The 21,941-nt window shown below is 67.4% G+C and carries 25 protein-coding genes; 19 read left to right on the top strand and 6 right to left on the bottom strand.

What is annotated here, in order from left to right:
* Positions 1 to 10: 10 nt before the first annotated feature.
* The 7 genes from M3666_RS16895 (at position 11) to M3666_RS15055 (ending at position 5,609) form a co-directional block, all read left to right on the top strand.
* On the top strand, positions 11 to 607 hold the full coding sequence (locus tag M3666_RS16895; protein ID WP_175325095.1) for a copper resistance CopC family protein: 597 nt from the start codon (positions 11 to 13) through the stop codon (positions 605 to 607).
* Positions 608 to 630: 23 nt separating this feature from the next.
* Entirely contained in the window at positions 631 to 1,863 is a 1,233-nt protein-coding gene (locus tag M3666_RS17185) for a M23 family metallopeptidase (RefSeq protein ID WP_251155654.1), read from the top strand.
* A gap of 15 nt (positions 1,864 to 1,878) precedes the next feature.
* Positions 1,879 to 2,556: a thioredoxin domain-containing protein gene (locus M3666_RS15075; protein WP_175325093.1), complete on the top strand. Its 678-nt coding sequence runs from the start codon at positions 1,879 to 1,881 to the stop codon at positions 2,554 to 2,556.
* Between the two features lie 23 nt (positions 2,557 to 2,579).
* Positions 2,580 to 3,170: a TlpA disulfide reductase family protein gene (locus tag M3666_RS15070; protein ID WP_251155653.1), complete on the top strand. Its 591-nt coding sequence runs from the start codon at positions 2,580 to 2,582 to the stop codon at positions 3,168 to 3,170.
* Positions 3,167 to 3,751 carry a signal peptidase II gene (locus M3666_RS15065; protein WP_175325091.1) on the top strand — a complete coding sequence of 195 codons (585 nt, stop codon included), beginning with the start codon at positions 3,167 to 3,169 and terminating at the stop codon, positions 3,749 to 3,751. Before M3666_RS15070 ends, M3666_RS15065 begins: the two co-directional genes overlap by 4 nt.
* Before the next feature lie 40 nt (positions 3,752 to 3,791).
* Positions 3,792 to 4,520, top strand: coding sequence for a cytochrome c biogenesis CcdA family protein (locus tag M3666_RS15060; RefSeq protein WP_175325090.1), 729 nt, complete (start codon positions 3,792 to 3,794; stop codon positions 4,518 to 4,520).
* A gap of 165 nt (positions 4,521 to 4,685) precedes the next feature.
* Complete coding sequence (locus tag M3666_RS15055) at positions 4,686 to 5,609, top strand: cytochrome c oxidase assembly protein (RefSeq protein WP_175325089.1); 924 nt, start codon at positions 4,686 to 4,688, stop codon at positions 5,607 to 5,609.
* 78 nt (positions 5,610 to 5,687) lie between these two features.
* On the opposite strand, the gene M3666_RS15050 is transcribed toward M3666_RS15055, so the two are convergent.
* From M3666_RS15050 to M3666_RS15040, 3 genes are all read right to left on the bottom strand, one after another.
* A complete protein-coding gene (locus M3666_RS15050; RefSeq protein WP_251155652.1) occupies positions 5,688 to 6,644 on the bottom strand; it encodes a peptidoglycan DD-metalloendopeptidase family protein in 957 nt (318 codons plus the stop codon).
* 142 nt (positions 6,645 to 6,786) lie between these two features.
* Entirely contained in the window at positions 6,787 to 7,383 is a 597-nt protein-coding gene (locus tag M3666_RS15045; RefSeq protein ID WP_251155651.1) for a DUF305 domain-containing protein, read from the bottom strand.
* 107 nt (positions 7,384 to 7,490) lie between these two features.
* Complete coding sequence (locus M3666_RS15040; protein ID WP_251155650.1) at positions 7,491 to 7,943, bottom strand: hypothetical protein; 453 nt, start codon at positions 7,941 to 7,943, stop codon at positions 7,491 to 7,493.
* Positions 7,944 to 8,171: 228 nt separating this feature from the next.
* On the opposite strand from M3666_RS15040, the gene M3666_RS15035 reads away from it, so the two are divergent.
* Positions 8,172 to 8,648 (top strand): DUF4396 domain-containing protein, encoded by a 477-nt coding sequence (locus M3666_RS15035; protein ID WP_251155649.1) that lies wholly within the window; start codon positions 8,172 to 8,174, stop codon positions 8,646 to 8,648.
* A 34-nt stretch (positions 8,649 to 8,682) separates the two neighbouring features.
* Here the strand turns inward: M3666_RS15035 and M3666_RS15030 are convergent, their stop codons facing one another.
* A complete protein-coding gene (locus M3666_RS15030; RefSeq protein WP_251155648.1) occupies positions 8,683 to 9,867 on the bottom strand; it encodes a permease in 1,185 nt (394 codons plus the stop codon).
* Between the two features lie 391 nt (positions 9,868 to 10,258).
* Here M3666_RS15030 and M3666_RS15025 point away from each other — a divergent pair, with 391 nt between their 5' ends.
* From M3666_RS15025 to eno, 6 genes are all read left to right on the top strand, one after another.
* On the top strand, positions 10,259 to 10,765 hold the full coding sequence (locus M3666_RS15025) for a universal stress protein (protein WP_175324845.1): 507 nt from the start codon (positions 10,259 to 10,261) through the stop codon (positions 10,763 to 10,765).
* Positions 10,762 to 11,508: a 2,3-diphosphoglycerate-dependent phosphoglycerate mutase gene (locus M3666_RS15020; protein WP_251155647.1), complete on the top strand. Its 747-nt coding sequence runs from the start codon at positions 10,762 to 10,764 to the stop codon at positions 11,506 to 11,508. The genes M3666_RS15025 and M3666_RS15020 overlap by 4 nt, the downstream gene beginning before the upstream one ends.
* Positions 11,505 to 12,008 (top strand): CrcB family protein, encoded by a 504-nt coding sequence (locus tag M3666_RS15015; RefSeq protein ID WP_251155646.1) that lies wholly within the window; start codon positions 11,505 to 11,507, stop codon positions 12,006 to 12,008. The genes M3666_RS15020 and M3666_RS15015 overlap by 4 nt, the downstream gene beginning before the upstream one ends.
* On the top strand, positions 12,005 to 12,376 hold the full coding sequence (locus M3666_RS15010) for a CrcB family protein (RefSeq protein ID WP_251155645.1): 372 nt from the start codon (positions 12,005 to 12,007) through the stop codon (positions 12,374 to 12,376). The genes M3666_RS15015 and M3666_RS15010 overlap by 4 nt, the downstream gene beginning before the upstream one ends.
* A gap of 47 nt (positions 12,377 to 12,423) precedes the next feature.
* Positions 12,424 to 12,909 carry an inorganic diphosphatase gene (locus tag M3666_RS15005; protein WP_251155644.1) on the top strand — a complete coding sequence of 162 codons (486 nt, stop codon included), beginning with the start codon at positions 12,424 to 12,426 and terminating at the stop codon, positions 12,907 to 12,909.
* 134 nt (positions 12,910 to 13,043) lie between these two features.
* Positions 13,044 to 14,378, top strand: a complete 1,335-nt coding sequence (gene eno / locus M3666_RS15000) for a phosphopyruvate hydratase (RefSeq protein ID WP_251155643.1) — start codon at positions 13,044 to 13,046, stop codon at positions 14,376 to 14,378.
* On the opposite strand, the gene M3666_RS14995 is transcribed toward eno, so the two are convergent.
* Positions 14,363 to 15,289 carry a LysR family transcriptional regulator gene (locus M3666_RS14995; protein ID WP_251155642.1) on the bottom strand — a complete coding sequence of 309 codons (927 nt, stop codon included), beginning with the start codon at positions 15,287 to 15,289 and terminating at the stop codon, positions 14,363 to 14,365. The two genes, eno and M3666_RS14995, sit on opposite strands and share 16 nt — an antisense overlap.
* A 70-nt stretch (positions 15,290 to 15,359) precedes the next feature.
* On the opposite strand from M3666_RS14995, the gene M3666_RS14990 reads away from it, so the two are divergent.
* Entirely contained in the window at positions 15,360 to 16,517 is a 1,158-nt protein-coding gene (locus M3666_RS14990) for a TDT family transporter (protein WP_251155641.1), read from the top strand.
* Positions 16,514 to 17,098 (top strand): uracil-DNA glycosylase family protein, encoded by a 585-nt coding sequence (locus M3666_RS14985; protein ID WP_175327031.1) that lies wholly within the window; start codon positions 16,514 to 16,516, stop codon positions 17,096 to 17,098. Before M3666_RS14990 ends, M3666_RS14985 begins: the two co-directional genes overlap by 4 nt.
* 190 nt (positions 17,099 to 17,288) lie before the next feature.
* On the opposite strand, the gene M3666_RS14980 is transcribed toward M3666_RS14985, so the two are convergent.
* On the bottom strand, positions 17,289 to 17,735 hold the full coding sequence (locus M3666_RS14980; RefSeq protein WP_251155640.1) for a hypothetical protein: 447 nt from the start codon (positions 17,733 to 17,735) through the stop codon (positions 17,289 to 17,291).
* Positions 17,736 to 18,430: 695 nt separating this feature from the next.
* Between M3666_RS14980 and M3666_RS14975 the strand changes: the two genes are divergently transcribed.
* The 3 genes from M3666_RS14975 to M3666_RS14965 all read left to right on the top strand — a co-directional run bounded on the left by M3666_RS14975 (position 18,431) and on the right by M3666_RS14965 (position 21,934).
* Entirely contained in the window at positions 18,431 to 18,697 is a 267-nt protein-coding gene (locus M3666_RS14975; RefSeq protein WP_175326772.1) for a helix-turn-helix domain-containing protein, read from the top strand.
* Between the two features lie 340 nt (positions 18,698 to 19,037).
* Positions 19,038 to 19,889, top strand: a complete 852-nt coding sequence (locus M3666_RS14970) for a TnsA-like heteromeric transposase endonuclease subunit (protein ID WP_175326773.1) — start codon at positions 19,038 to 19,040, stop codon at positions 19,887 to 19,889.
* A complete protein-coding gene (locus M3666_RS14965; RefSeq protein ID WP_175326774.1) occupies positions 19,886 to 21,934 on the top strand; it encodes a DDE-type integrase/transposase/recombinase in 2,049 nt (682 codons plus the stop codon). The genes M3666_RS14970 and M3666_RS14965 overlap by 4 nt, the downstream gene beginning before the upstream one ends.
* The last annotated feature ends 7 nt before the right edge of the window (positions 21,935 to 21,941 follow it).

Below are 21,941 nucleotides of genomic sequence, written 5' to 3'. Positions count from 1 at the left end.
AAGGTTCCCCGTGCGTCTTCGCGCTCTGATCGCCACCGCAGTTCCCGTTGCGGTCCTCGCCGCTGTCCTCGTCACCGCAACCCCAGCCGCAGCCCACGACGCCCTCGCGTCCGCCAACCCAGCCGCCGACAGTACTGTCGCCGGGGACCTCGACCAGATCACCCTGACGTACTCAGAGCCGCCGCTCGCAGCGCTGGAGAGCGGCATCATCATCAGCGTCGTCGACCCGGACGATGAAGAAGTCACCACCGGCCAGATCACCGTGGACGGCAGCACCCTCACCAAGCCGATCACCATCACCACGCCCGGTTCCTACACCGTCACCTGGCGGAGCGTGTCTGTCGACGGTCACCCCATCTCCGGCAGCTACCAGTTCACCTCCACCGGCAGCACACCCTCCCCCACCCCATCCGCGTCAACCCCGCAGGAGACCCCCACTCCGACAGCTGCAGCGTCATCCGCGGCGACTCCTGCCGCCTCCGGCGCGGAATCGGCCCCGAGTAACAGCGCCGGAATCTGGGTCCTTGCCGGCCTGACCGCCCTCTTCATCGTGGCAATCGTCGGGATTCTTCTCCTCACTCGCCGCCGCCCGAAGGCACCCGAGTGATGCGCCGGCATGTCCTCGCCGCCGTGACTGCCCTCACTGTCGCCGTCGCCAGCTTTGTCATAGCCGTCCCCGCCGCCGCGGCGACCGCGCCGACATGGGCTGATGTGCTCGAGGCGCGGAAGAGTGAAGCGGCCGCGGAATCGAAAGCCGCGGAGATCACTGCCCTGGTGCAGCAGCTCGAAACCGCGACCGCCGCAGCGAAGCAGACTGCAGCAGCCCGCGGCAAGGAGCTGCAAACTGCGCAAGATGCAGCGGACACCGCAACCGGCAAGTACGACACCCTCACCAAGCAAGCCAGCACCGCCCGTTCAGAAGCAGCAGGCGCTGAGGAGCAGATCGCGGCGTGGTCGGCGTACCTGTCCCGGTCGGCCGGGCGTGACCTGACCGCATCGATCACCGCGGATAGTGACACCCTCCTCGAGCGGCTCGGCACCGCGTCAAAGGTGACCGACACCATGAACGCTGCGCTCGAGGACGCGGCAACCCGCGCCGGAACCGCGGAGGCGTTAACCAAGCAAGCAGCCGCCGCCCGCCGCGAACGGGACCGGTTGCAGCAGAAGGCAGCTGACACCTTCGCTGCCGCTACGGCAGCCGCCACAGAGGCTGCCGAGGCCGAGACGGCGCAACGATCCCGGAAGCAGGAACTCACCGACCAGCTTGCAGTCCTGCGGGACCACACGCTCAACACCGAGTCGGCGTACGCAGAAGCGGAACGGCGCCGCGTCGCAGCAGCCCGAGCGGAAGCTGCCCGGATCGCCGCAGCAGCAGCTGCGGCCCGCGCAGCACAGACCCCACCAAGCACTGCAGACTCAGCGGCTGCACCAGGCGGGAACCCAGGGGCCGCGTCGTCGTCCGGATGGACGAAACCGATCCGGTCGTACTCGTCGTACCAGGCCTACGGCAACCGCCTCCACCCAATTCTCAACTACTACCGGCTGCACGCCGGCGACGATTTCGGAGCCGCGTGCGGCACCGGCCTCTACGCCGTCGCTGCCGGCACCGTCACCTACGCGGGCCCCTATGGCGACTACGGCAACCTCATCACCATCGACCACGGCGGCGGCGTCACCAGCAACTACGCGCACATGTTCTCCTCGGGGGTGCTCGTGCGAGCTGGCCAGAAAGTCAGCGCCGGCCAGACCGTCGCCGCAGTCGGTAACGCCGGCCTGTCCACCGGCTGTCACCTCCACTTCGAGATCCGTCAGAACGGCACCCCCGTCCCCCCGACACCGTTCCTCAACGCGCGCGGCGCGTGATTGAAAGGCCAGCACATGACCAAAAGCGCCCGCATCGGCATCATCTCCGGCGTCATCGCCGGAGCGCTCGTCATCATCCTCATCGCCGTGTTCGTCATCCGGGCGAACATCGAAAACACCCGTGCTGGTACTCCAGCCAGCACGGCAGCGGCCACAGCTGAAGCGCTCACGCCGACGCACGTACTCGGCGAGGAAGGCGACGGAGCGATCACCGTCGTTGAGTTCCTCGACTTCGAATGCGAAGCGTGCGGTGCGTTCTACCCCTACGTCGAACAGCTCCGGAAGGACTACGCCGGCAAGATCACGTTCGGGTTCCGCTACTTCCCGCTCCCCGGACACGGCAACTCCCGCACCTCCGCAAGCGCAGTCGAAGCAGCAGCTCGCCAGAACCAGCTCGAGCCGATGTACCAGCGGATGTACGAGACGCAAGCCGAGTGGGGTGAGCGGGGCACCGACTCCCAGGCCGACCGGTTCCGCGGCTACGCCGAAGACCTCGGCCTCGACATGCGACAGTACGACCGCGACGTCGACAGCTCCAGCGTGCAGAAGCTCATCCAGGACGACGTCAACCTCGGCACCCAGCTCGGTGTGAGCAGCACCCCGACGTTCTTCATCAACGGCAAACCGGTCACGCTGCAGTCGTACACCGACCTGCAGGACGCCGTCGACGCAGCACTCGAGGAAGCCCAATGAGGCCCCGGCAAACCCGGATCATCGTGGCAACCGTTGTGCTCGCCGTCAGCAGCGCGCTCGTGCTCACCGGCTGCTCCTCCAACAGCGACACCAACACCGGTCTGAGCGCGCAATACCGTGACGGCGGCACGAAAAACTACGTCTCCGGGGACGGCACTGTCACCCAAGTGCCCACTGCGAACCGGAAAACCGTCATCGACTTCGACGAGGTCTCCTCGGACGGAGAACCGATGCGCTCCGCCGACCTTCAGGGCAAGGTCGTCGTGCTCAACTTCTGGTACGCCGCATGCCCGCCGTGCCGCGCGGAAGCGAAGCACCTCAATACCGTCTGGGATCGCTACCAGGACCAGAACGTGCAAATGATCGGCGTGAACGTCCGCGACGCGAAGGGCACAGCGGACGCCTTCGAACGGCGCTTCAACATCCCCTACCCCAGCGTGCTCGACAATGATCAGGCCCGGATGCAGTTGGCGCTCTCCGGTGAAGTAGCCCCGAACGCTGTCCCCACCACCATCGTGCTCGACACCAAGGGTCGCGTCGCCGCTCGCATCGTCGGCGCGATCGATGGACCCGGCACCTTGTCCACACTCATCGACGACGAGCTGCGCCGATGACGCAGCCCGCACCCGTCGGCGCTGACCGACAACGATCACGCTGGCGATCCCGGCGCACACTCATCGCGGTCATCGTCACCGGTACCGCCATCGCGGTCCTCGACCAGATCAGTAAGCAGTGGGCCCTCTGGCACCTCGACCCGCACCGGACGATCCCCCTCGTCGGAGAGCTGCTCGGCCTGCGGCTGGCCTTCAACACCGGGGCAGCGTTCTCCCTCGGTAGCGACACGACCTGGATCCTGTCGCTGGCCTCGACCGTTGTCGTCATCGGACTCCTCACCCGAACCGTCCTCGGCATCCCGCCGAAATACACCGCAGGAGTCGGCGTGCTGCTCGGCGGCGCCGTCGGCAACCTGTTAGACCGGCTCGCCCGCGGCGACCAATTCGGCAGCGGCGTCGTCGTCGACATGATCAACTACGCCAATCTGGCCATCGGCAACATCGCCGATATCGCCATCGCGGTCGGCGTCGGCCTCCTCGCCCTCACCTACGCACGCACCTCGCCGTCCAAACGCCGCCACCGCGGAGCTACCACCGCCACCACCAACGCGGCGACCTCGACGTCAGAGAAGCTGCGATGACCTCGCTCGACGCAGCCTGCCCACGTGAGGAGCTGGAACGATGAACTGGCAGGAAGCCGTCTTCAGCGGGCAGATGATTGCAGCGATCCCGATCGCGCTCTTCGCCGGCCTGATCTCCTTCGCATCCCCGTGCGTGCTGCCACTCGTGCCGGGCTACCTCGGCTACGTCACCGGATCCGTCGCCGCATCCACGACCAGACGCACCATCATCGGCGCGCTGCTGTTCGTCACCGGATTCGGCATAGTGTTCATCGCCTACGGTGCACTGTTCGGCGCCCTCGGTACTTGGCTCGTGCAATGGCAGGACCTCATCATCAGGCTCCTCGGCGTCATCGTCATCGTGATGGGAGCAGCCTTCATCGGGTTACTGCGCCCACTGCAGCGCACCGTCCGGACGTCCTGGCGGCCACCCACGGGACTCACCAGCGCACCGCTCCTCGGCGCGACCTTCGGTCTCGGCTGGACCCCGTGCTTCGGCCCCACCCTCGCCACCATCACCGCACTCAGCCTCGACGCGGGCACCGCGGGCCGGGGCGCACTCCTCGGCCTGGCCTACTGCCTCGGCCTCGGGATCCCGTTCGTCCTCATCGCAGCCGGACTGGGCTGGGCGAAGAACACCGTCCGGTTCCTACGCACCCACATCCGCGCGGTCAACATCATCGGCGGCGCGATCCTCATCCTCACCGGCGCGGCCATGGTCACCGGCGTATGGACACGCATCATGTACGCCATGCAAGCCCTCATCTCCGGAACCACGATGCCGATCTGAGACCAAGCCACGACGACCCAGTTCCCCCCGCTGAGTCGCCGACTCAACGCGATCAGCCGTCACCACCGCAGACGAGGAAACGATGCAACCGCCACTCACCGACAGCGTTCACCGAGAACGAGCTCGACGGAGCTGCCCGGTTGAACAGCAGGAGCGACTGTAACGATGCCCCGTCTCGATTCGAACGTCCTCTGGTCCTGGGCGACGGGACCGCTGTCGCCCGTAGCGGTCGTCGCTGTTCTCCTAGCGACGACCTACCTCGTCCTGTACGTCAACGCCCGGCGCGGACCGCGTGCCCCAGCTCTCGGTCGGGCCGTGGTGTTCATCCTCGGGTGCGCGGTCATGTTCACAGCGACGACAACCGGCCTCCAGACCTACAGCCGCGAGCTGCTCTCAGCGTTCATGTTCCAGCAGCTGACTCTGCTGCTGATCGTCCCGCCGCTGCTGATTCTCGGTTCCCCGGGAACGGTGCTCCTGCGAGGCATGCCGCGTCGCGGATTCGGCCGCCGTGTGCTCAGGCTGGCGGTCGGCGTTCTCCGATCCCCGTTCGCCCGGCTGATCCTGCATCCGCTGGCAGTCGTGCCGCTGCTCGTCGTGCCCCTCTTCGGGCTCTACCTCACCGGGGCAGCGGATGCGCTTCTCTCCACGGAAGCAGGTCGAATCGCGCTCCAACTGACGTTCGTGGCTCTTGGCACAGTGATCATGCTGCCGCTCGCAACCGTTGACCCACTTCCCCGGCGCACGTCGTACGTCATCCGCATCGTCGATGCGTTCGTCGAGATGCAGATCCATGCCGCATTCGGGCTCACCCTGATGTTCAGCAGCGCACCCCTTGTGGCGACATTCGCCTCGCCGAGCGCCGAGTTCGAGACCACCGCACTTCGCGATCAGCAACTCGCCGGAGGTCTGGTCTGGACGTACGGCGAGCTACCGGTCGCCATCATCCTGCTCGCCAGCATCATCCGTTGGCAGCGACAGGACTCCCGAAAAGCCGCTCGCGCCACTCGCGAAGCCGACCGGCATGGAGACACTGAGCTCGACAACTACAACGCCTACCTCCAAGGCCTCCGACAAGGCAGTGGGCGCTGACTCGCATTGTTATACGAGGGCGCCCCCTCCACCCGTCTTAATAGCCGATGGCTGGTTGGACACCGCTGGGGCTAGGTGCTACAGCGTGCGTCCGGCGTTGGCGGTGAGCCACGGGATCGGGTCGATGGGTGTGGTGCCGCCAGGCATGACCTGCAGGTGCAGGTGCGCACCGGTGCTCGCGCCGGTGTTGCCGACGAGGCCAACGAGTTGCCCGACGGCGACGGTGTCGCCTGGGCGAAGCGGCGAGGAGCCGAATATCATGTGCGCGTACAGGGTGGACACGAGGCGACCGTCGATCTGGTGGTCGATGATGACGTACTGCCCGTACTCGGGGTGCGTTGTCGACACTCGGACAGTGCCGGCAGCGACAGCTCCGATGGGGGTGCCGGCGCCGGGGGTGAGGTCCGCGCCCTGGTGAATCGACGAGCAGGTCGCGCATGGGGCGCTTCGCGGACCGAACGGTGAGCTGACGGTGATAGTTCCGGCGACAGGCCATCGGATGTCGCCGATTCCGGTGTTCACGATCGTGCCGCCCGTGGTCGTGGGAACGCTCTGTTTCGTCGAGGCCGGTGTGGCCCCCGTTGGCGCGGCCTGCGAGGCGGGTGCGGTCTTGGTGATCACGGGCTTCGGGGCCGGCTTGGTGATCGTGTACCCATCGCGGTCGACCGTGAGGGCCAGCCCGGACGCGGTGAAGCTCTGCCCGGCGGCGGCAGGAGCGACACTGGACACGACTGCGGCGGAGCCGGTCGTCGCCTGCGCGGGCAGCGCCGCGGCAGCGGTGAACAGCGCCATCGCGGCCGCGGCACCAGTGATCGGGACCGCGGCGAGAACGCGTGACCGCAGTGAGCGGACCGGTGTTGCGGGTGCAGCCGCGACGGTCGGTAGCGGCCGCAGCGCCGGCTGGGCAGCGGCAGTGATCGTCGCGGTTCGGGTGCGGCTGGCGGTCGGGGCTGAGGCGGAGCGTTCGGCGGCGAGGGCTTCGCGGCGCGTCCGGGGTGCGGGAATGGCGGGGGTCAGGGGATGCTGCTGAGGCACGGGCAGGCTCCAAGAGTGGTGGTGGCCGGCAGGCCGAAACGGGAGGGGTGACCCGAACGCAAGTCGAGCAGGGAGGAGAGGGCGGGCCGGTCGTGGGCCGCGGCAGGAAAGGGGGGAGCCCGCCGCGACCCACGCCGGGGCTTTAGAGGGACGCGAGCATGTCCTGCATCTGGGTGATCTGCTCGGTCTGGCTGGACACGATCGACTTCGCCATCGCGACGGCGTCGGTGTTCTTGCCCTTGTCGACTTCGGTCTTGGCCATGTCGACGGCGCCCTTGTGGTGCTGGATCATCTGCTCGAGGTAGAGCTTCCCGGCGTCCTTCGCGGACGCCTTGTCGAGGTCGGTCATGTCGGAGTCGGACATCATCCCGGACATGGAGTGCCCCATCCCGGAGTGCTCCGACTCGACCGGCTCGCCCCAACCCTTGAGCCAACCGGTGAGCTGGTTGATCTCCGGGGACTGCTCGGCCTTGATCTGCTTCGCGAGTCCAGCGACGTCGGTATCGACGCCCGAGCCCTTGGCGAGGAGCATGTCGCTCATCTCGACGGCCTGCTTGTGGTGCGGCAGCATCATCTGCGCGAACATCACGTCCTGGTCGTTGTGCGCCGACGCCGCCGACGTCGACGAGGACGACGAGCCCGCGTCGGAGCCGCTATTGCTGGTGGAGCAGCCTGCGAGGGTGAGGCCGAGGGTCAGCGCGGCAGCGATCGCGAGCGTGCGCGTGGTGGTGGTGTGCATGATCTTCCGTTCCCGTGAATGCGTCAGGCGTTCCGGGCAGGCGGACGCCTCCCGGTTCTGGGCATGCGGAGGCCACCCATCGGGGGTGGGATCCCGCTGGGGGCGGATCAGATGCGGATGATCTGCAACGCCGTCAGTGATGGCGGTTTCGGTGCCGCGATGCGGCGCGGCAGCCGGTCAGCCAGCGCGAGAAGCCGCGCGAGCAGGTAGAGGATGCCGCCGGTCCGTGCGCGCAGCAGCGCCCACGTGAACAGGGCGATCGTCAGCGCGCACGCCATCCCCATCAGCGAGCACATCAGCGCACACAGGCCGCTGTCGCAGCCCGCATCGGTGAGGACGGTCATCACCGCAGTCGCAGGAGCCGCGTGCTCGGTGTGGCCGGCGGCGACGTGGCTGTGCTCGGCGGTGGCTGCGGGAGCAGCCATCGGGTGCTCGTGGCCGGCGGTGTGCCCGGCCATCGTGTGCATCAGGACCGTGAACCCGACCAGCAGCAGCAACGCCAGCGTCGCCGTGGCCTGCAACAGCAGCCGGCGACGCGGGGAGGTGGCGGTGGTGAGCATCAGTCTTTCGAGCAGACGGGTCGGAGGAGCGCTTCTATGGTGCGGTACCCCGAACGGCGGCGGCAACCTGGTGTCCGGATTCACACCGAACCCGCCGCGACCGGCCGAACCGGGAACATCGCGTGGAGTTTCGCGTTACAGCGCATGGTACCCCCTAGGGGTATATGTGAACTGTTGGCGTCGACCGCGCCAGATCGGAGCAGCATGGACACGCACGAGCACCATCAGATGAGCGGAGACGAGCACGCCGGCCACAGCGGCGGGCACGGGGCGACGACGTGGTCGATGGCTGCGCAAGCGACGCTGCACTGCCTCACCGGCTGCGCGATCGGTGAGGTCCTCGGCATGGTCATCGGCACCGCTGCCGGCTTCCACAACGCCGGCACGATCGTCCTGTCAATCGTCCTCGCGTTCATCTTCGGCTACGCCCTCACCATGCGCGGCGTCATCAAGTCGGGTCTGAGCCTCGGCGCTGCGTTCAAGGTCGCTCTCGCCGCGGACACCGTGTCGATCGCGGTCATGGAGCTGATCGACAACACCGTCATCGTTGCGATCCCCGGCGCGATGGACGCGCAGCTCAGCGACTGGCTGTTCTGGACGGCGCTGCTGTTCTCCCTCGCGATCGCATTCGTGATCACCACGCCCGTGAACCGGTGGATGATCAGCCGCGGCCTCGGCCACGCCGTCGTCCACGGCCACCACTGACCGGTCCGCTAGTCAACTCGATCGCGGCGCGCGGTCAGGCGTGTGAGTGTTCGTGTGCGGGGTGGTCGTGGCCGCCGTCGTCGGGTGCGCCCTTCATCATCCGTAGCATCGACCAGGAGCCGCTGCGGATGAACACGGCCAGCAGGAACGACGCGATCAGCAGGAACACGATGTTGAGCCAGGTGGTGTAGTTCCAGCTGATAGAGGTCGCCACGATGCTCAGATGCCGGTTCGTAGGGATCAGGCCCAGCGGGGTGAACAGCAGTTCGACGGCGTAGCCGGCGAGGACCATCGCCCCGTAGAAGATCCCGGTGATCCGGAGGGCTGCCTTCCAGCCGTAGTACTTCCGGTAGATGACGATGATCGGGATGATGATCAGGTCCGCGAAGATGAAGCTGACCACCCCGCCGAAGCTGATCCCACCGTTCCACAACACCGCCGCGAGGGGCACGTTCCCCACGGAGCAGACGAAGCTCACCATCGCCAGCACCGGCCCGATGATCGGGTCGATGATGAACGCCAACGTCGGATGTCCCTCGAAGAAGACCGCCTGCAGCCAAGCCTTCGGCACCCAGGCATCGAACGCGCCGGCGATGAGCAGACCGATGATGATGTCGCGGAGCACGGACGCCCAGTCCATCACGAAGTACTGCGACACGCTCGTCAGCCCAGGCTTCGAGAACAACCGTCGCCAGAACCCCTGATCGCCCGGCACCGACATGTCCATCGCCGCGTGCCCCTCCATCGACCCAGCGAGCCCCTTGTCGGCCTGCTCACGGGCGGCGTCGAGGATCCTGCCGCGCATCCAGAGCCGGAAGCCGAGGGCGATGAGGATGATCATGATCGGCCCGCCGACAAACTCCGCGACCGTGAACTGCCACCCCATCACGAACGCCAGGATCAGCCCGAGCTCGACAACGAGGTTCGTCGACGCAACCTCGAACGCCATCGCGGCGCTCAGGCTCGCACCCTTCCGGAACAGGGCCCGCGCGAGCGCGACCGCGGCGTAGGAGCACGACGATGACAGGGCGCCAAGCCCGGTCGCGACACTGATCGCGCGTGGCGAGTCGTCGCGCATCAGCTTGGTGATCTGATCCGTACGGACGATCGCCTGGATGATGCCGGACAGGGTGAAGCCGAGCACGAGGGGCCAGAGGATCTCCCACCCCATCGAGCCAGCAGCCGCCAGCGCATCACCAACTCCTCGCAGCACGAACACGGGACCCTCCTTCGTCGGAATTCAACCTTGCTCCGCTGCAACGATCTCGGTATTGGCGCGAACGTGTGAAAGCACGCACGCGCAAGGCAGACGATGTCTCACTAGACGATCCCCAACCGGACACTTGGGCCCTCGGAGGCGGTCCGCGTCGGCTGTGAGCAGCTCCGCTCAGTGTCGCCCTTCAAGCTTCTTTCCCTGTCGTCCCGCGTCACGAAGCGGACCGGTTCTCGAGGTGCGGAAGATCGTCGGTGCGGGCATGGGGTGGTGGGTGCATACTGGTGGTGTCTTCGGACCCGGCAGTGGGGCTTGCCGGACCCAACCTCGACACTCGTCGACAACAGTCCCTATCTCAGCTGGTCGCGCTTCTGCACGCCTGAGGTAGGGAGATGTCATGGTCGAATCGAACACTGCCGGTGTTGTCGTCGTCGGTGTGCAGTCCGGGCAGGCGCACGACGTCGTCGGTGTCGCGGCTGCCGTCGCTGAACGCTTCAGCGCCCCGATGGTGTGTGTGGTCGTCGATCCGGCGCTGCTGTCAGCGGGGATGCGTGCGGACGGGTCGGAGATCATCGAACCGATCGACCCGGACACGGCGGACAGCGACCCGCAGCAGCTTCCCGACGATGACGTGCGGGTCATTCACGGTCTTGCTGCGGCGCGGTCAGTGGGCGTCGAGATTCTCTCCCGGGTCGGAGATCCGAGTCACGCACTCGCTGCGGTGGCTGAGGAACGTGACGCGGTGATGATCGTCGTCGGATCCCAGGCTGGCCGACGCCGGATGGCGGAACTGCTCACCGGGTCCGTCGCCGCGCATCTGACGCATCAGCAGCACCGGCCGGTGCTGGTCGTCCCGCACGACCCGGTCGGCGCCACCGTCCTCCTCCCGTCGGAAGCCCCGTGACTGGCACGCTGACGCTCCTGCGGCATGGGGAGAGCACCGCGAACGAAGCCGGCACCTTCACCGGGCTCCTCGACGTCCCGCTCACGCCCCACGGACGACGGCAAGCGTCCGCAGCCGGATGGCTCCTCCGGTCGAACCACATCACGCCGGACGTCGTGGTCACCTCCACATTGCGCCGTGCCGTCCGCACCGCCGAACTGGTCTGCGACGCCCTCGGGACGCAGCTGCCCACGGAAGCGGTGTGGCAGCTCAACGAACGCAACTACGGCGCCCTGACCGGGATGACGAAGACCGACGCCCGTCACACGCTCGGTGACGACGAGTACATGCGGCTCCGCAGGTCCCGTACCGGCACACCGCCACCGATGTCGCTGCAGCTGTGGGAGGAACTGCGGTCGAGCTCCGCGCTGCACGGCCTGCCCGACGGTGCCCTCCGACGCACCGAGGCGCTCTCGGACGTCATCGAGCGGGTCCGTCCCGTGCTGCACGACCGGCTCCTGCCGATGGTGCGGTCAGGGCGGAGCGTCCTCGTCGTCGCGCACGGGAACTCGCTCCGCGCACTCTGCGCATGCATCGACGACCTCACCGACCCGGAGCTCGAGCAGCTCAACCTGCCGACCGGGCAACCCGTGCAGTACCACCTCGCCCCGACGGGTGCTCTCGTCCCTCGGGGTGGGGCGTTCCTCGATCCGGTAGCAGCACAGCACGCCGCGGCGTTGGTCGCGGCAGAAGGCGGAACATGACCACCCGAACGGACACCCCGATGCCCGACGACCAGCTCCCCTCCGACCCCGACGTCGACGTCTCCGACCCGTCAACGGCGATGCGGCCGGTGCATCTGCGGTGGCGGTACGTCGGCCTCGTCGCCATCGGTGGGGCAGCCGGTACTGCTCTCCGCGACGTCATCAGTAGCCTGCTCCCCGCCCAAGGCGGGGCGAGTTGGTCGATCTTCTGGATCAACATCACCGGAGCGCTGGCCCTCGGTGGGCTGTTGGAAGCGCTCGCGCACCGCGGGCCCGACGCCGGCCGCCGACGCGTGCTGCGGCTGCTCCTCGGCACCGGGGTCCTCGGCGGGTTCACCACCTACAGCACCCTCGCCGAGTCCACCGCCGCCCTGTTCCTCGACGGGCACGGCCTCGCCGGCACCGGCTACGCACTCCTAACCGTCCTGTCCGGCGCGATCGCGACCGCGGTCGGTCTCGTCGTCGCCGGCTGGTTCCGACCCCGCACGGAGGAAGCATGAGCCCGCTCCTGGTCCTCGCCGTCGCCCTCGGCGGCGGTGCCGGCGCTGCCGGCCGGTTCCTCCTCGACGGGCTCATCAACACCGGCCGAGAGTTCCGGCTCCCTGTCGGCACGTTGACGATCAACATCACCGGGTCGCTGCTGCTGGGGATCACCGTCGGCGCCGCCACCCACCTCGGCGCGGTGCCGGTCGCCGTCCTCGGCACCGGGGTGATGGGCGGCTACACCACGTTCAGCACCGCCAGCTTCGAAACCGTCCGCCTCGCCCGCAGCGGCCGCATCACCGCCGCCGCGATCAACGGTCTCGGAATGCTCGTCGTCTCCGTCACCGCCGCGACCGCCGGCATCCTCCTCGGCGGCGCCCTGTGACCACCCCGCCCACGGACCACACACCCGCTCCAGAACCGGAGGCATCCATGCTGTTCGACGTCACGATCGAGATTCCCCGCGGTAGCGGCAACAAGTACGAAGTCGACCACGCCACCGGCCGGATCCGGCTCGACCGGGCGGTGTTCACCAGCATGGTGTTCCCCCAGGACTACGGCTCCATCGACAACACCCTCGGCGATGACGGCGACCCCCTCGACGCCCTCGTGCTCCTACCCCGTCCCACGTTCCCCGGCGTCGTCATCACGGTCCGGCCGGTCGGGATGCTGCGCATGGTCGACGAAAACGGCGGCGACGACAAGATCCTCACCGTCCCCGCCAACGACGACCGCTTCGCGCAGCTGCAGGACATCACCGACGTGCCGGAGCACACGCTGGCGGAGATCGAGCACTTCTTCTCCCACTACAAGGAGATCGAGCACGGCAAGCACGTCACCACCAATGGGTGGGCCGACCGTGCTGCTGCCGAAGCCATCATCCGCACCGCACAGGACGCCCACACCCGACACCCGTGACCTACGGGTCCACAGACTGCCGCGGGGAGGCACTGGCGCCGAGTGATCGCCAGCAGGTTGTCCCTCCGCTTCCCCGCGGCTTCCCGCAACCACCCGCCAGCTCGACGTATGACCCGAACCGAAGGAGCGTCACCATGAACGACTACATCAGCGGCATCCACCATCACGGAGCCCATCAGGGCGAGTACGTCACCCACCACGACCACCCGATCACCATCGACGCCGTCCACGCCGCCCGCATCCTCGACTCCCGCGGCTACCCGACCGTCCGCGTGTCCCTCGAACTCGACGACGGCAGCACCGTCACCGGGGACGCCCCAGCGGGCGCCTCCACCGGCGCCCACGAAGCCGTCGAGCTGCGCGACGGCGGTTCCGCGTTCGGCGGCCGCGACGTCACCCAGGCGCTGCACCTGATCGACACCGACATCTCAGGGCTCCTCACCGGCCGGTCCTGGTCGGCGATCGGGCAGATCGACGCCGCCCTCGCCGACCTCGACGGCACCACCGGGTACCGTCGGCTCGGCGGGAACAGCGTCGTTGCCACCTCGATCGCCGCCTCCAGGGCTCTCGCCCACGCCGCGGACCTCCCGCTCTGGCAGTGGATCGCCGAGATCACCGGCTCGACGCCGCGGATGCCGGTCCCGCACTTCAACGTCCTCAACGGCGGCGCGCACGCAGCGAACAAGCTGAACTTCCAGGAGTTCATGATCGCCCCCGTCAACGCAGGCTCGATGGCCGACGCCGTCCGAACCGGCGCGGACGTCTACCACGCCCTCGCGAGCCTGGTGCGGGACCGGTTCGGCAGCCTCGGCCTCGGCGACGAGGGCGGCTTCGCCCCTTCGATCGCTGCACCCGAGGAAGCGCTCGACCTGCTCGTCGCCGCGATCCGCGCCGCCGGCCACGAGCCGGGCGTCGATCAGGTGGCGATCGCCCTCGACCCGGCCGCGAACGAGTTCCACCAGGGCGCCGGCTCCTACCGGATGCTCGACGAAAGCCTCGACCGGGACGGACTGGTCGACTACTACCGACACCTCATCAACACGTATCCGGTCCGGAGCGTCGAAGACGGGTTCGCGGAGGACGACCATGAGGGGTTCCGCCGCATGCAGGCAGCGCTCGGCGGCCGGATCCAGACCGTCGGCGACGACCTCTACGTCACCGACCCGCAACGGATCCGCGACGGCGGCGAACAGCAGCTGACGAACGCGGCACTGATCAAGCCGAACCAGATCGGCACCGTCTCACAGACCCTCGAAGCGATTGCCACCGCCACCAGCATCGGGATGGGCAGCATGGTGTCGCACCGATCCGGGGAGACCACGGACACGTTCATCGCGGACCTCGTTGTCGGAACCGGCACCGGGCAGATCAAGTCCGGCGCACCCGCCCGGGGGGAACGGGTCGCGAAGTACAACCGGCTCACCGAGATCGCCGAGCAGCACCCGGATCTGCCCTACGGACTGATCTGACCACCGACGCTCGAGCTGCGGGCGGTGTCCAGGAACGCCGTCACAGCAGGCCTCGGGTGGCCCGACCAGATCGCACGCAGCGACCGGATCAGTGGCGGGCCGAGCAGCGGCACCCGGACGAGGGCGCCGTCGGCGAGGTCAGTGTCGACCGTGCGGAGACTCATCACCGCGGGCGCGATGCCTGCCCGAGCGTTGGCGCGGATGATGCCCGTCGTCTCCAGCACCGCCGCCGGCGGCGCTAGGGTCAGTCCCGCGTCGTCGAGCCATGCCTCGACCGTGGCGCGGGTGCCGGACCCTTCCTCCCGGAGCAGCAGCGGCGTCTCCGCGAGCTCATCCGCGGTGATGACCGAAGCGCTTGCCCACGGATGATGCGGAGCGACGACGACCACGAGTTCGTCTTCGTCGACCACCAGCGAGGACAGGTCAGGTGGCGCAGCAGGGGTCTCCGTGAATCCGACGTCGGCAGCGCCGGAGCGAACGAGGTCGGTCACCGCGGCGGAGTTCCCCGCGATCAGGCGCACCGACGCCTCGGGTGTCACGGCCCGGTGGGCGAGCAACCATCCGGGCAGCAGGAGTTCGGCGATCGTCTGCGACGCCGCAACCACGAGGGACCCCACGGGTTCTCCGAGTGCGGCGACTCCTGCTTCGAGCCGCCGGGAGGTCTCCAACACCGGAACAGCCAGACCGAGCACCACCCGACCGGCGTCGGTCAGCGCGGTCCCGGATGCCGCCCGGAGCGCCAGCGGCTGACCGACCGCCTGCTCCGCGGCACGTAAACGCGCAGACACCGCCTGCTGCGTCACCCCCAACACCTCAGCCGCGCGGGTCAACGAACCGGTCTCCGCGACGCGGACGAGGACCTCGAGGGTGTCGAGGTCCAGAGTCCGGTCCGTCAACCGCCGCAGTGCCACAAACGACCATTGTGCCCTGCCAACGAGTTCGCCGTTCCCGAACCGTGGGCAACTTGCGCACGCTTGATGCATGTCCGCTCATCCCGCCCACGCACCCGCAACGTCCGAGCACGGTGTGCGCGACCGGCGGCTGTTCCGAGAGCTGGAGCGGCCCGGCCTGATCGTGTCGAACCTCACCCCGAACTGGTTCGCGTCGATCATGGGCACCGGGATCGTCGCCGTCGCGGCTGCGTCGCTGCCGCTGCAGTTCCCGGGGCTCCGCACCGCCGCAACACTCGTCTGGGCGATCGCGGCGGTGCTGCTCGTCGCCCTCACGGTCGCGATGGTGCTGCACTGGGTCCGGTACCGGAGTACCGCAGCCAAGCACCACCTCCATCCGGTGATCTCGCACTTCTATGGGGCACCGCCGATGGCGTTCCTGACCGTCGGAGCCGGAACGATCCTCCTCGGCAAGGACTGGATCGGCCTCCCCGCCGCCGTCCACATCGACTGGGTCCTCTGGAGCATCGGCACCATCGGCGGCCTGCTCACCGCGGTCCTGGTGCCGTACCTGGCGTTCACCCGTCACGAGAACGGACCCGACTCCGCGTTCGGCGGCTGGTTGATGCCGATCGTCCCGCCGATGGTGTCCGCCTCCACCGGCGCGCTCCTGCTGCCGTACGCACCCGCCGGGCAAGTGCGGGAGACGCTGCTGTGGTCCTGCTACGGATTCTTCGGCCTCAGCCTCGTCACGTCCCTGGTCGTGATCACGCTGATCTGGAACCGACTCGCGCAGCACAAGGTCGGCGCCGCAGGCATGGTCCCGACCCTGTGGATCGTCCTCGGACCGGTCGGGCAGTCGATCACCGCAGTGAACCTCCTCGCCTCGAACGCGCCGACCGTGGTTGATGCGTCGACCGCCCACGCGCTCCTCGTCGTCGCGCTCGTGTACGGGTTCGCGATGCTCGGCTTCGCGCTGCTGTGGACCGTCATCGCCCTCGCCATCACCATCCGCACCGCTCGAGAACACCTGCCCTTCAGCCTGACGTGGTGGTCGTTCACGTTCCCCGTCGGTACCTGCGTCACCGGGCTGAACGGCCTGGCCCTGCACTCCGGACTCACCGTCGTCGCCGTCCTCGCAGTCGTCTACTACGCCGGCCTCGTCGCCGCGTGGATCACCGTTGCCGTCCGCACCTTCCACGGCTCCGTCATCCGCGGCACGCTCCTCGCACCACCACAGCCGGCGTGAGCACCCCTGACGAACTCGCGGATGAGGTCGCGGACGTTCGATCGCTGAACGTCCTCGCGGAGGCATGGCGCACCGCACCCGACGGCTCGCGACGGTTCGTCCCGAGCTTCGACCCACGATCCGGCGGCACGTCCAGCCGAGTGCTGGTCCTCATGCAGTCACCCGGCCCGCAGACCATTGCCGCAGCGCACTCGGCGGTCTGCAGCGAGGACAACCCGGGGCCGACCGCGGCCGCGTTCCGCGCAGCCCGCATCGAGTCCGGACTTGCACGCAACGAGTACCTCCGCTGGAACCTCATCCCGTGGGAACTCCCCGGCCGTGGACGACCCGCAGACATCGACGAGGGACGACATGCCCTCGGCGTTCTCCTCAGGGCGCTTCCCTCCGTCGAGGCGATCGTCACGTACGGGAGCATCGCTCTCGAGGGAGTCATGCGACACCTCACCCTGGACGAGCACGCCCGACTCGTCCCCGTCATCGCGGCACCACACCCCTCTCCCGCCAACGGCCGCCACCGCGCGGAACAGCACCGACGTTCCGTCCAGGCACTCCGACTCGCCGCAGGGACGCGTCGGATGTAGCGAGGCTTCAGCTGCCTTCACCGGCAAGGCACGAGTGAACCGGTAACCGGTCGTCAACCGGACGCTCAGCTGTGAGGGCGGGGTCTTTCAAGGACTGCGCCGCCGCACAGTCCGGATGAGTGGTCCGGAATAGGTTCCGATGAAGGTCCGCTTAACGAGACGGCCGAGGAGCTGAGCTGCGCGTCGGCCTTCATCGGGCGCGGCGGAACGCCGACTGGCCGGCCAGACGAATCACGTCCTCAGCTCGCCCGTTCCGAAGGGCAGCTGCTGGACTCATGCCGTCCAGATCATCGCCTGGAGCGTTGAGCCAAACGGCGTCTCCCCACGGGTCGACCAGGTCTGGGTCAAGGTCAGCGAGCACCTCCGTGAGTCGGGGTAGGGGCTCACCGTTCTCGTTGAACTGGAACGAGGGGTAGAGGAGGAAGCCATCAGCTGTAACGACCGCTAGCACGTCACGATTTTCGACCGACGCAGCGAGTGCGTCGGCGCTCAGTCGAAGTAGGTCGAGTAGCGAGGTGCTGTCTAAGAACGGTCCGACTCGATCGTCGAGGGTGGCGACAGAAGCCGGCCCCTCCGTCCTTGGGGTGCCGTATGCGAGGAGTACGTGGATGAGGGCGGAAGCTTCGTCGCCCGTCATGCGCCCCTCGGCAACTCGTCGGCCCAATTCCCGAACGGCAGTGCCGCTGACCTGCAAGCCCTCCGCGCCAAGCGCCGCATCAGCAAGCGACATCGCCCGGTTGACGTCACCGCCATGAGTGTCACTCCGACGATTGCGATCAACGTGGTTCATGGCACTCTCGACGGCGTCGGACGCAGACACCGTCCCGTCAGCAAATTGCTCGAGCAGCCGACGCAGGACCGAGTCCGTCAGCCGCAGGGCGGCTGCGCGGATCATCTGGATCCGGGCGTCTGAAGCAGGTTCACCGGAGTCTGGTTCTGGGCGGGTCACTGAGTTGCCGATCGACGAGCTTTGACGGGTCCGTGGACGTCCCGGCGCGTTGCGGGTGCGGTGAGCGACGGATCGAGCCGCTTGCCCTCTCTTAGAGTCTTCAAATCGGTGTTTCGCCTCGTAAACGAGGGAGAATGGCGAGGTTGGTCCGGCTCTGTGCCGGGGAGATGTTGGAGAGATCGGGGAGCTACGATGACCGGCAGGCACGACTCGCAGGGGTCGTCTTTGACCCCTCGGCACGCGATCGGCAAACCGCGTGTGGTGCCCGCCACAATTCGAGACTGCCTGTCTGATCCGAGCGAGGTTCGCGTCGGATCATTCCACGTGTCCATAGGCCGTGCAAGCGCCGTTCCGACGCTCGAACCGACCGTAGGAACGCAGTTATGAACGCATCGACCCCTGCCCGCAGGACGGGTCGTCCCCCGAAGCGTGTGAAGGATCAGGAGCGGGCGGACGCTCTCCTCGAGGCAATGCGGAACGCCGAACGTGTGCTTCGTGAGACGACCGAGGAACGCGTACGGCTGGCGCTCCAGGCTCACGAGGAAGGGTTCACGTTGGACGCCATCGGAGACGCGCTCGGTGTGAGCAATGTGGCGGTCGGAAGATGGGTCCGGGCGGCGAAAGAGCAGGCGAAGTCGCAACAGCACTGATCCTCTCGCCGAGGTTGTTTTTTGTCTCGGAGTCAGATTAGTGTGCCGCCATGACCGCACCCTTGTCCATCCCTCCCGTCGCGTCGTGGGTGCAGGGGCACCCTTCCAGGCGCGGCCACCATGTGGTCGCGCCTTCGCTCGGGGGTAACGGAGCATGACATCGCGCCCACCGGTGTGCAATTCGTCTGAAGAACCCAGTCGACCTCAACGACCGCCACGCGTACGAATCGCTAGCGTGCTTCCTGCATGGGCAGGCGACCTTGCTAGAACGCTTCTTCGGGACAGCGAACGGCTTGTACATCGCGGCCGGACACGCGTCGCCGAGTGGGACACCGACCCCATGACGATCCTCAACTCGTGGGCGGCTCATCCCCGTGGCCGGACGGTGCGAGTCAGCGGCTCGGTGCGGGGCTTACGGATGCGGTTTCACCGTCCGTGGTCGACGTACCGCTTGAAGCCAGCGAGCCCTTCCGAAGGCGTGGTCGCCGGGTACTCGGCGGACGGGCGCACCGTCCGCACTGTTCAGGTGGCTGATCTGACGGCGGAGATGCTATCCGCCGCTCATCCGATGAGGGAATTCTCCCGCCGGCTAACGCAGGCGCACAAACCCGTAGCGGTTTGGACGCACACGACTGGCTCACTCATCGGTGCCGAGTCGCATCTCGAACGCGACTTCATCACCCTCGCCGACTTCCACCCGGCCGTGAGGTACATCGGCGGGCAACCATTCACGCTGGCGTTCGAGCCAGGAGCGCTGTGCAAGCTGCACACGCCGGATCTGGTCCTTCTTGGGGACGGGCTGCCGCCGCTGGTTGTGGACGTGAAGAACGCTGAGCAGGCGTCGACGCCGAAGTGGCGGGCTCGCGCGTCTCTTATCCGGGACGTCCTTGCCGAAGCCGGCATCGGTTACGAGGTGTGGACGGGGATGCCGCGGCTGATGCAGGCGAATCTCGAGAACTTCACTGAAGCACGCGTCCCTGAGCCGTCGTACCTGCGTTGGGCGCCGGTCGCTGCGGAGCTGTGTTCTCGTCCCATGCCCGTCGTCGAGCTCGTGACGCGCGTCGCGGCTCGGGGCTATGAGCCCGGGTTTGCGATGATGCTGATCCGCAGGATGCTCTGGCGGCGTGACCTCCGTACCGACATGCGCTTGCCATTCCGGTCAACGTCGATCGTCTGGACGGTGGCATCGTGACGAAGGACTCAGAGTGGGTTCTGAAGCTGCGTGTGGGCATGCCGGTGGTGTTCGACGGCGAGCAAGTCTTCGTGCAGTCGTGGGGTGACGGGTGGGTGCAGTTCCTCGACGCCGCGAACAGACCCGTGACCCCACGACCGCTGCGAGCGGTCGTGAAAGCGATCGCCAGCCCGGAGAACCCGCCACCGGCGTCGATGCTGCTGCACGACCTCGACGACCGGCTCAGCGACCACGCAATCGACAAGCGCGACGACCACCGCGCGCTCATCCGCTACATCGATACCGGCATCGCGCCCTGGCAAGGCGAGAACGACAAGCCCCTACGGGACGTCGACCCGGACGTGATCCACAACGAACGCAAACGTATCGCCGCGATCGCGAGACGCATCGCCGAGCACGACGAGATCCCCTACGAGACGGCTCGCAAGCGCGTCAGCCGCGCTATCAAGCGAGAAGCGGCTGGCCCCACCGCCACGGTCGACGGTCGCTACACGCGGGAACGTCGGAAGAACCGCGACGCTGACATCCCCGTCCTCGTGGAGAAGTTCCTGCTCGACCGCGTGTTCGATCCGGCCCTGCACACGCAGACGCAGTACCTCGAGTTCCGCCTCTGGCTCCTCGGTACCGCTCCAGACATCACGAAGCCGCCGTCGGAGCGGACGTTCTACCGTCTCGTCGGGCGAGTGCACAAGCGGATGCCGCATCTGAAGACCAAGTCGAAGACGAAGCACGGCACCGCACAAGCACCCAAGCAGTCTTTCGCGCCGCGCCATCTGGAACGCCCCGGGTCGCTTTGGCAGATCGACGCCACCACCTCGAACGTGATGCTCTGGGACCCGAAGGATCGCACCGGAAGGACCCGCACATACCGGGTCACGCTGGTGAAGATCATCGACTCCGCCACCCGCATGATCGTCGGACGCTCCATCAGCGAGCACTCCTCCGGCGTTGGTGTCGTCCTCGCCGTGGCCGACGCGTTCGCGTCGATGGTCGACGACCGCGAGACGGTCACGGTCGATGGCCGCGTATACCCGCGTCCCTTCGTTGGGATGCCGCGCGCTCTCACTCGGTGGCCGATCCCGCCTCGCCGCCTGATCACCGACAACGGCAAGGACTTCCTCTCCAACTTCCACGTCGGCCAGCTCGCCCGCTTGGGGTGCGAGGTCGAGTTCGCTCGCGTTCGTGACCCGCGCGCAAAAGCCTTCATCGAGCGCAGTTTCCTCAGCTACAAGACCGAGTTCGAGGAACTCTGCGCCGGCTATGTCGGCGGGTCGATCGACGAACGCGGCCTCCACACCGAGGCCCTCCTCACCTGGGATCAGCTTTGGGAACGCGACCAGCAATGGACGGACCTCTACAACTTCCGTCAGCACCGGGGCCTTCGCGCTGAGCTCGGACGGCGCATCAGTCCGTACCAGCGATGGGCGGAACTCGTCGGCGAGACCGGGTTCGTCGAGATGCCTAAATGGGAGAACGAGTGGATCCGCTTCCTGCCGACCTTCCGCGCCAAGCTCGGGAAGTACGGCATCACCCGCCGATACGAGGTTTTCAACGCACCCATCATCGAAACCCTGCTGCGTACCCCGGGTGCTTCCCGTGATGGCTACTGGACGTTCCACTACAACCCGTCCGACCTGCGGCAGGTGTACTGCTTCGACCCCGACGGAGCCGCATGGGAGGTGCCCTGGGTGCTCCGAACGGAGGACACGCCCCAGTTTTCGGACCACTCTCTGACCGTCCTCGGCGGGCAGGTTGGCGATCTCACCTTGCGGCGGGCGGAGTTCCAGGACCGGATGCTGCAGCTGCTCATTCGGTGGCGCGCTGATGATGCCCTGATCCGTGGGAGCCGGTCGGAGCTGTCGCGGACTGACGAGATGACCGCGGCTGCCTACGAGCGGCTGCAAGCGCTCGACTCAGGGACGATGATCCCGGCCGACATGGATCACGACCTCGAGGAAGTCCTTGGCCACAATGACGCGGGCGACGGCGCCGAACTCGACGATGATCTAGACGACATCGACGACCTCTTCGGCCGGTTCGCATGACTCTCAA

The sequence above is a fragment of the Curtobacterium sp. ODYSSEY 48 V2 genome (assembly GCF_023712625.1).
Classification (GTDB): Bacteria; Actinomycetota; Actinomycetes; order Actinomycetales; family Microbacteriaceae; genus Curtobacterium.
This window is presented reverse-complemented; position numbering and strand designations above follow the sequence as displayed.

What these genes read in the sequence shown, in the direction of transcription:
- M3666_RS15075 (WP_175325093.1), top strand. Translation starts at nt 1,879, where the DNA reads ATGACCAAAAGCGCCCGCATCGGCATCATCTCCGGCGTCATCGCCGGA.
- M3666_RS15065 (WP_175325091.1), top strand. Translation starts at nt 3,167, where the DNA reads ATGACGCAGCCCGCACCCGTCGGCGCTGACCGACAACGATCACGCTGG.
- M3666_RS15060 (WP_175325090.1), top strand. Translation starts at nt 3,792, where the DNA reads ATGAACTGGCAGGAAGCCGTCTTCAGCGGGCAGATGATTGCAGCGATC.
- M3666_RS15055 (WP_175325089.1), top strand. Translation starts at nt 4,686, where the DNA reads ATGCCCCGTCTCGATTCGAACGTCCTCTGGTCCTGGGCGACGGGACCG.
- M3666_RS15045 (WP_251155651.1), bottom strand. Translation starts at nt 7,383, where the DNA reads ATGCACACCACCACCACGCGCACGCTCGCGATCGCTGCCGCGCTGACC.
- M3666_RS15040 (WP_251155650.1), bottom strand. Translation starts at nt 7,943, where the DNA reads ATGCTCACCACCGCCACCTCCCCGCGTCGCCGGCTGCTGTTGCAGGCC.
- M3666_RS15035 (WP_251155649.1), top strand. Translation starts at nt 8,172, where the DNA reads ATGAGCGGAGACGAGCACGCCGGCCACAGCGGCGGGCACGGGGCGACG.
- M3666_RS15025 (WP_175324845.1), top strand. Translation starts at nt 10,259, where the DNA reads ATGGTCGAATCGAACACTGCCGGTGTTGTCGTCGTCGGTGTGCAGTCC.
- M3666_RS15015 (WP_251155646.1), top strand. Translation starts at nt 11,505, where the DNA reads ATGACCACCCGAACGGACACCCCGATGCCCGACGACCAGCTCCCCTCC.
- M3666_RS15010 (WP_251155645.1), top strand. Translation starts at nt 12,005, where the DNA reads ATGAGCCCGCTCCTGGTCCTCGCCGTCGCCCTCGGCGGCGGTGCCGGC.
- M3666_RS15005 (WP_251155644.1), top strand. Translation starts at nt 12,424, where the DNA reads ATGCTGTTCGACGTCACGATCGAGATTCCCCGCGGTAGCGGCAACAAG.
- eno (WP_251155643.1), top strand. Translation starts at nt 13,044, where the DNA reads ATGAACGACTACATCAGCGGCATCCACCATCACGGAGCCCATCAGGGC.
- M3666_RS14990 (WP_251155641.1), top strand. Translation starts at nt 15,360, where the DNA reads ATGTCCGCTCATCCCGCCCACGCACCCGCAACGTCCGAGCACGGTGTG.
- M3666_RS14980 (WP_251155640.1), bottom strand. Translation starts at nt 17,735, where the DNA reads ATGACGGGCGACGAAGCTTCCGCCCTCATCCACGTACTCCTCGCATAC.
- M3666_RS14975 (WP_175326772.1), top strand. Translation starts at nt 18,431, where the DNA reads ATGAACGCATCGACCCCTGCCCGCAGGACGGGTCGTCCCCCGAAGCGT.
- M3666_RS14970 (WP_175326773.1), top strand. Translation starts at nt 19,038, where the DNA reads ATGACGATCCTCAACTCGTGGGCGGCTCATCCCCGTGGCCGGACGGTG.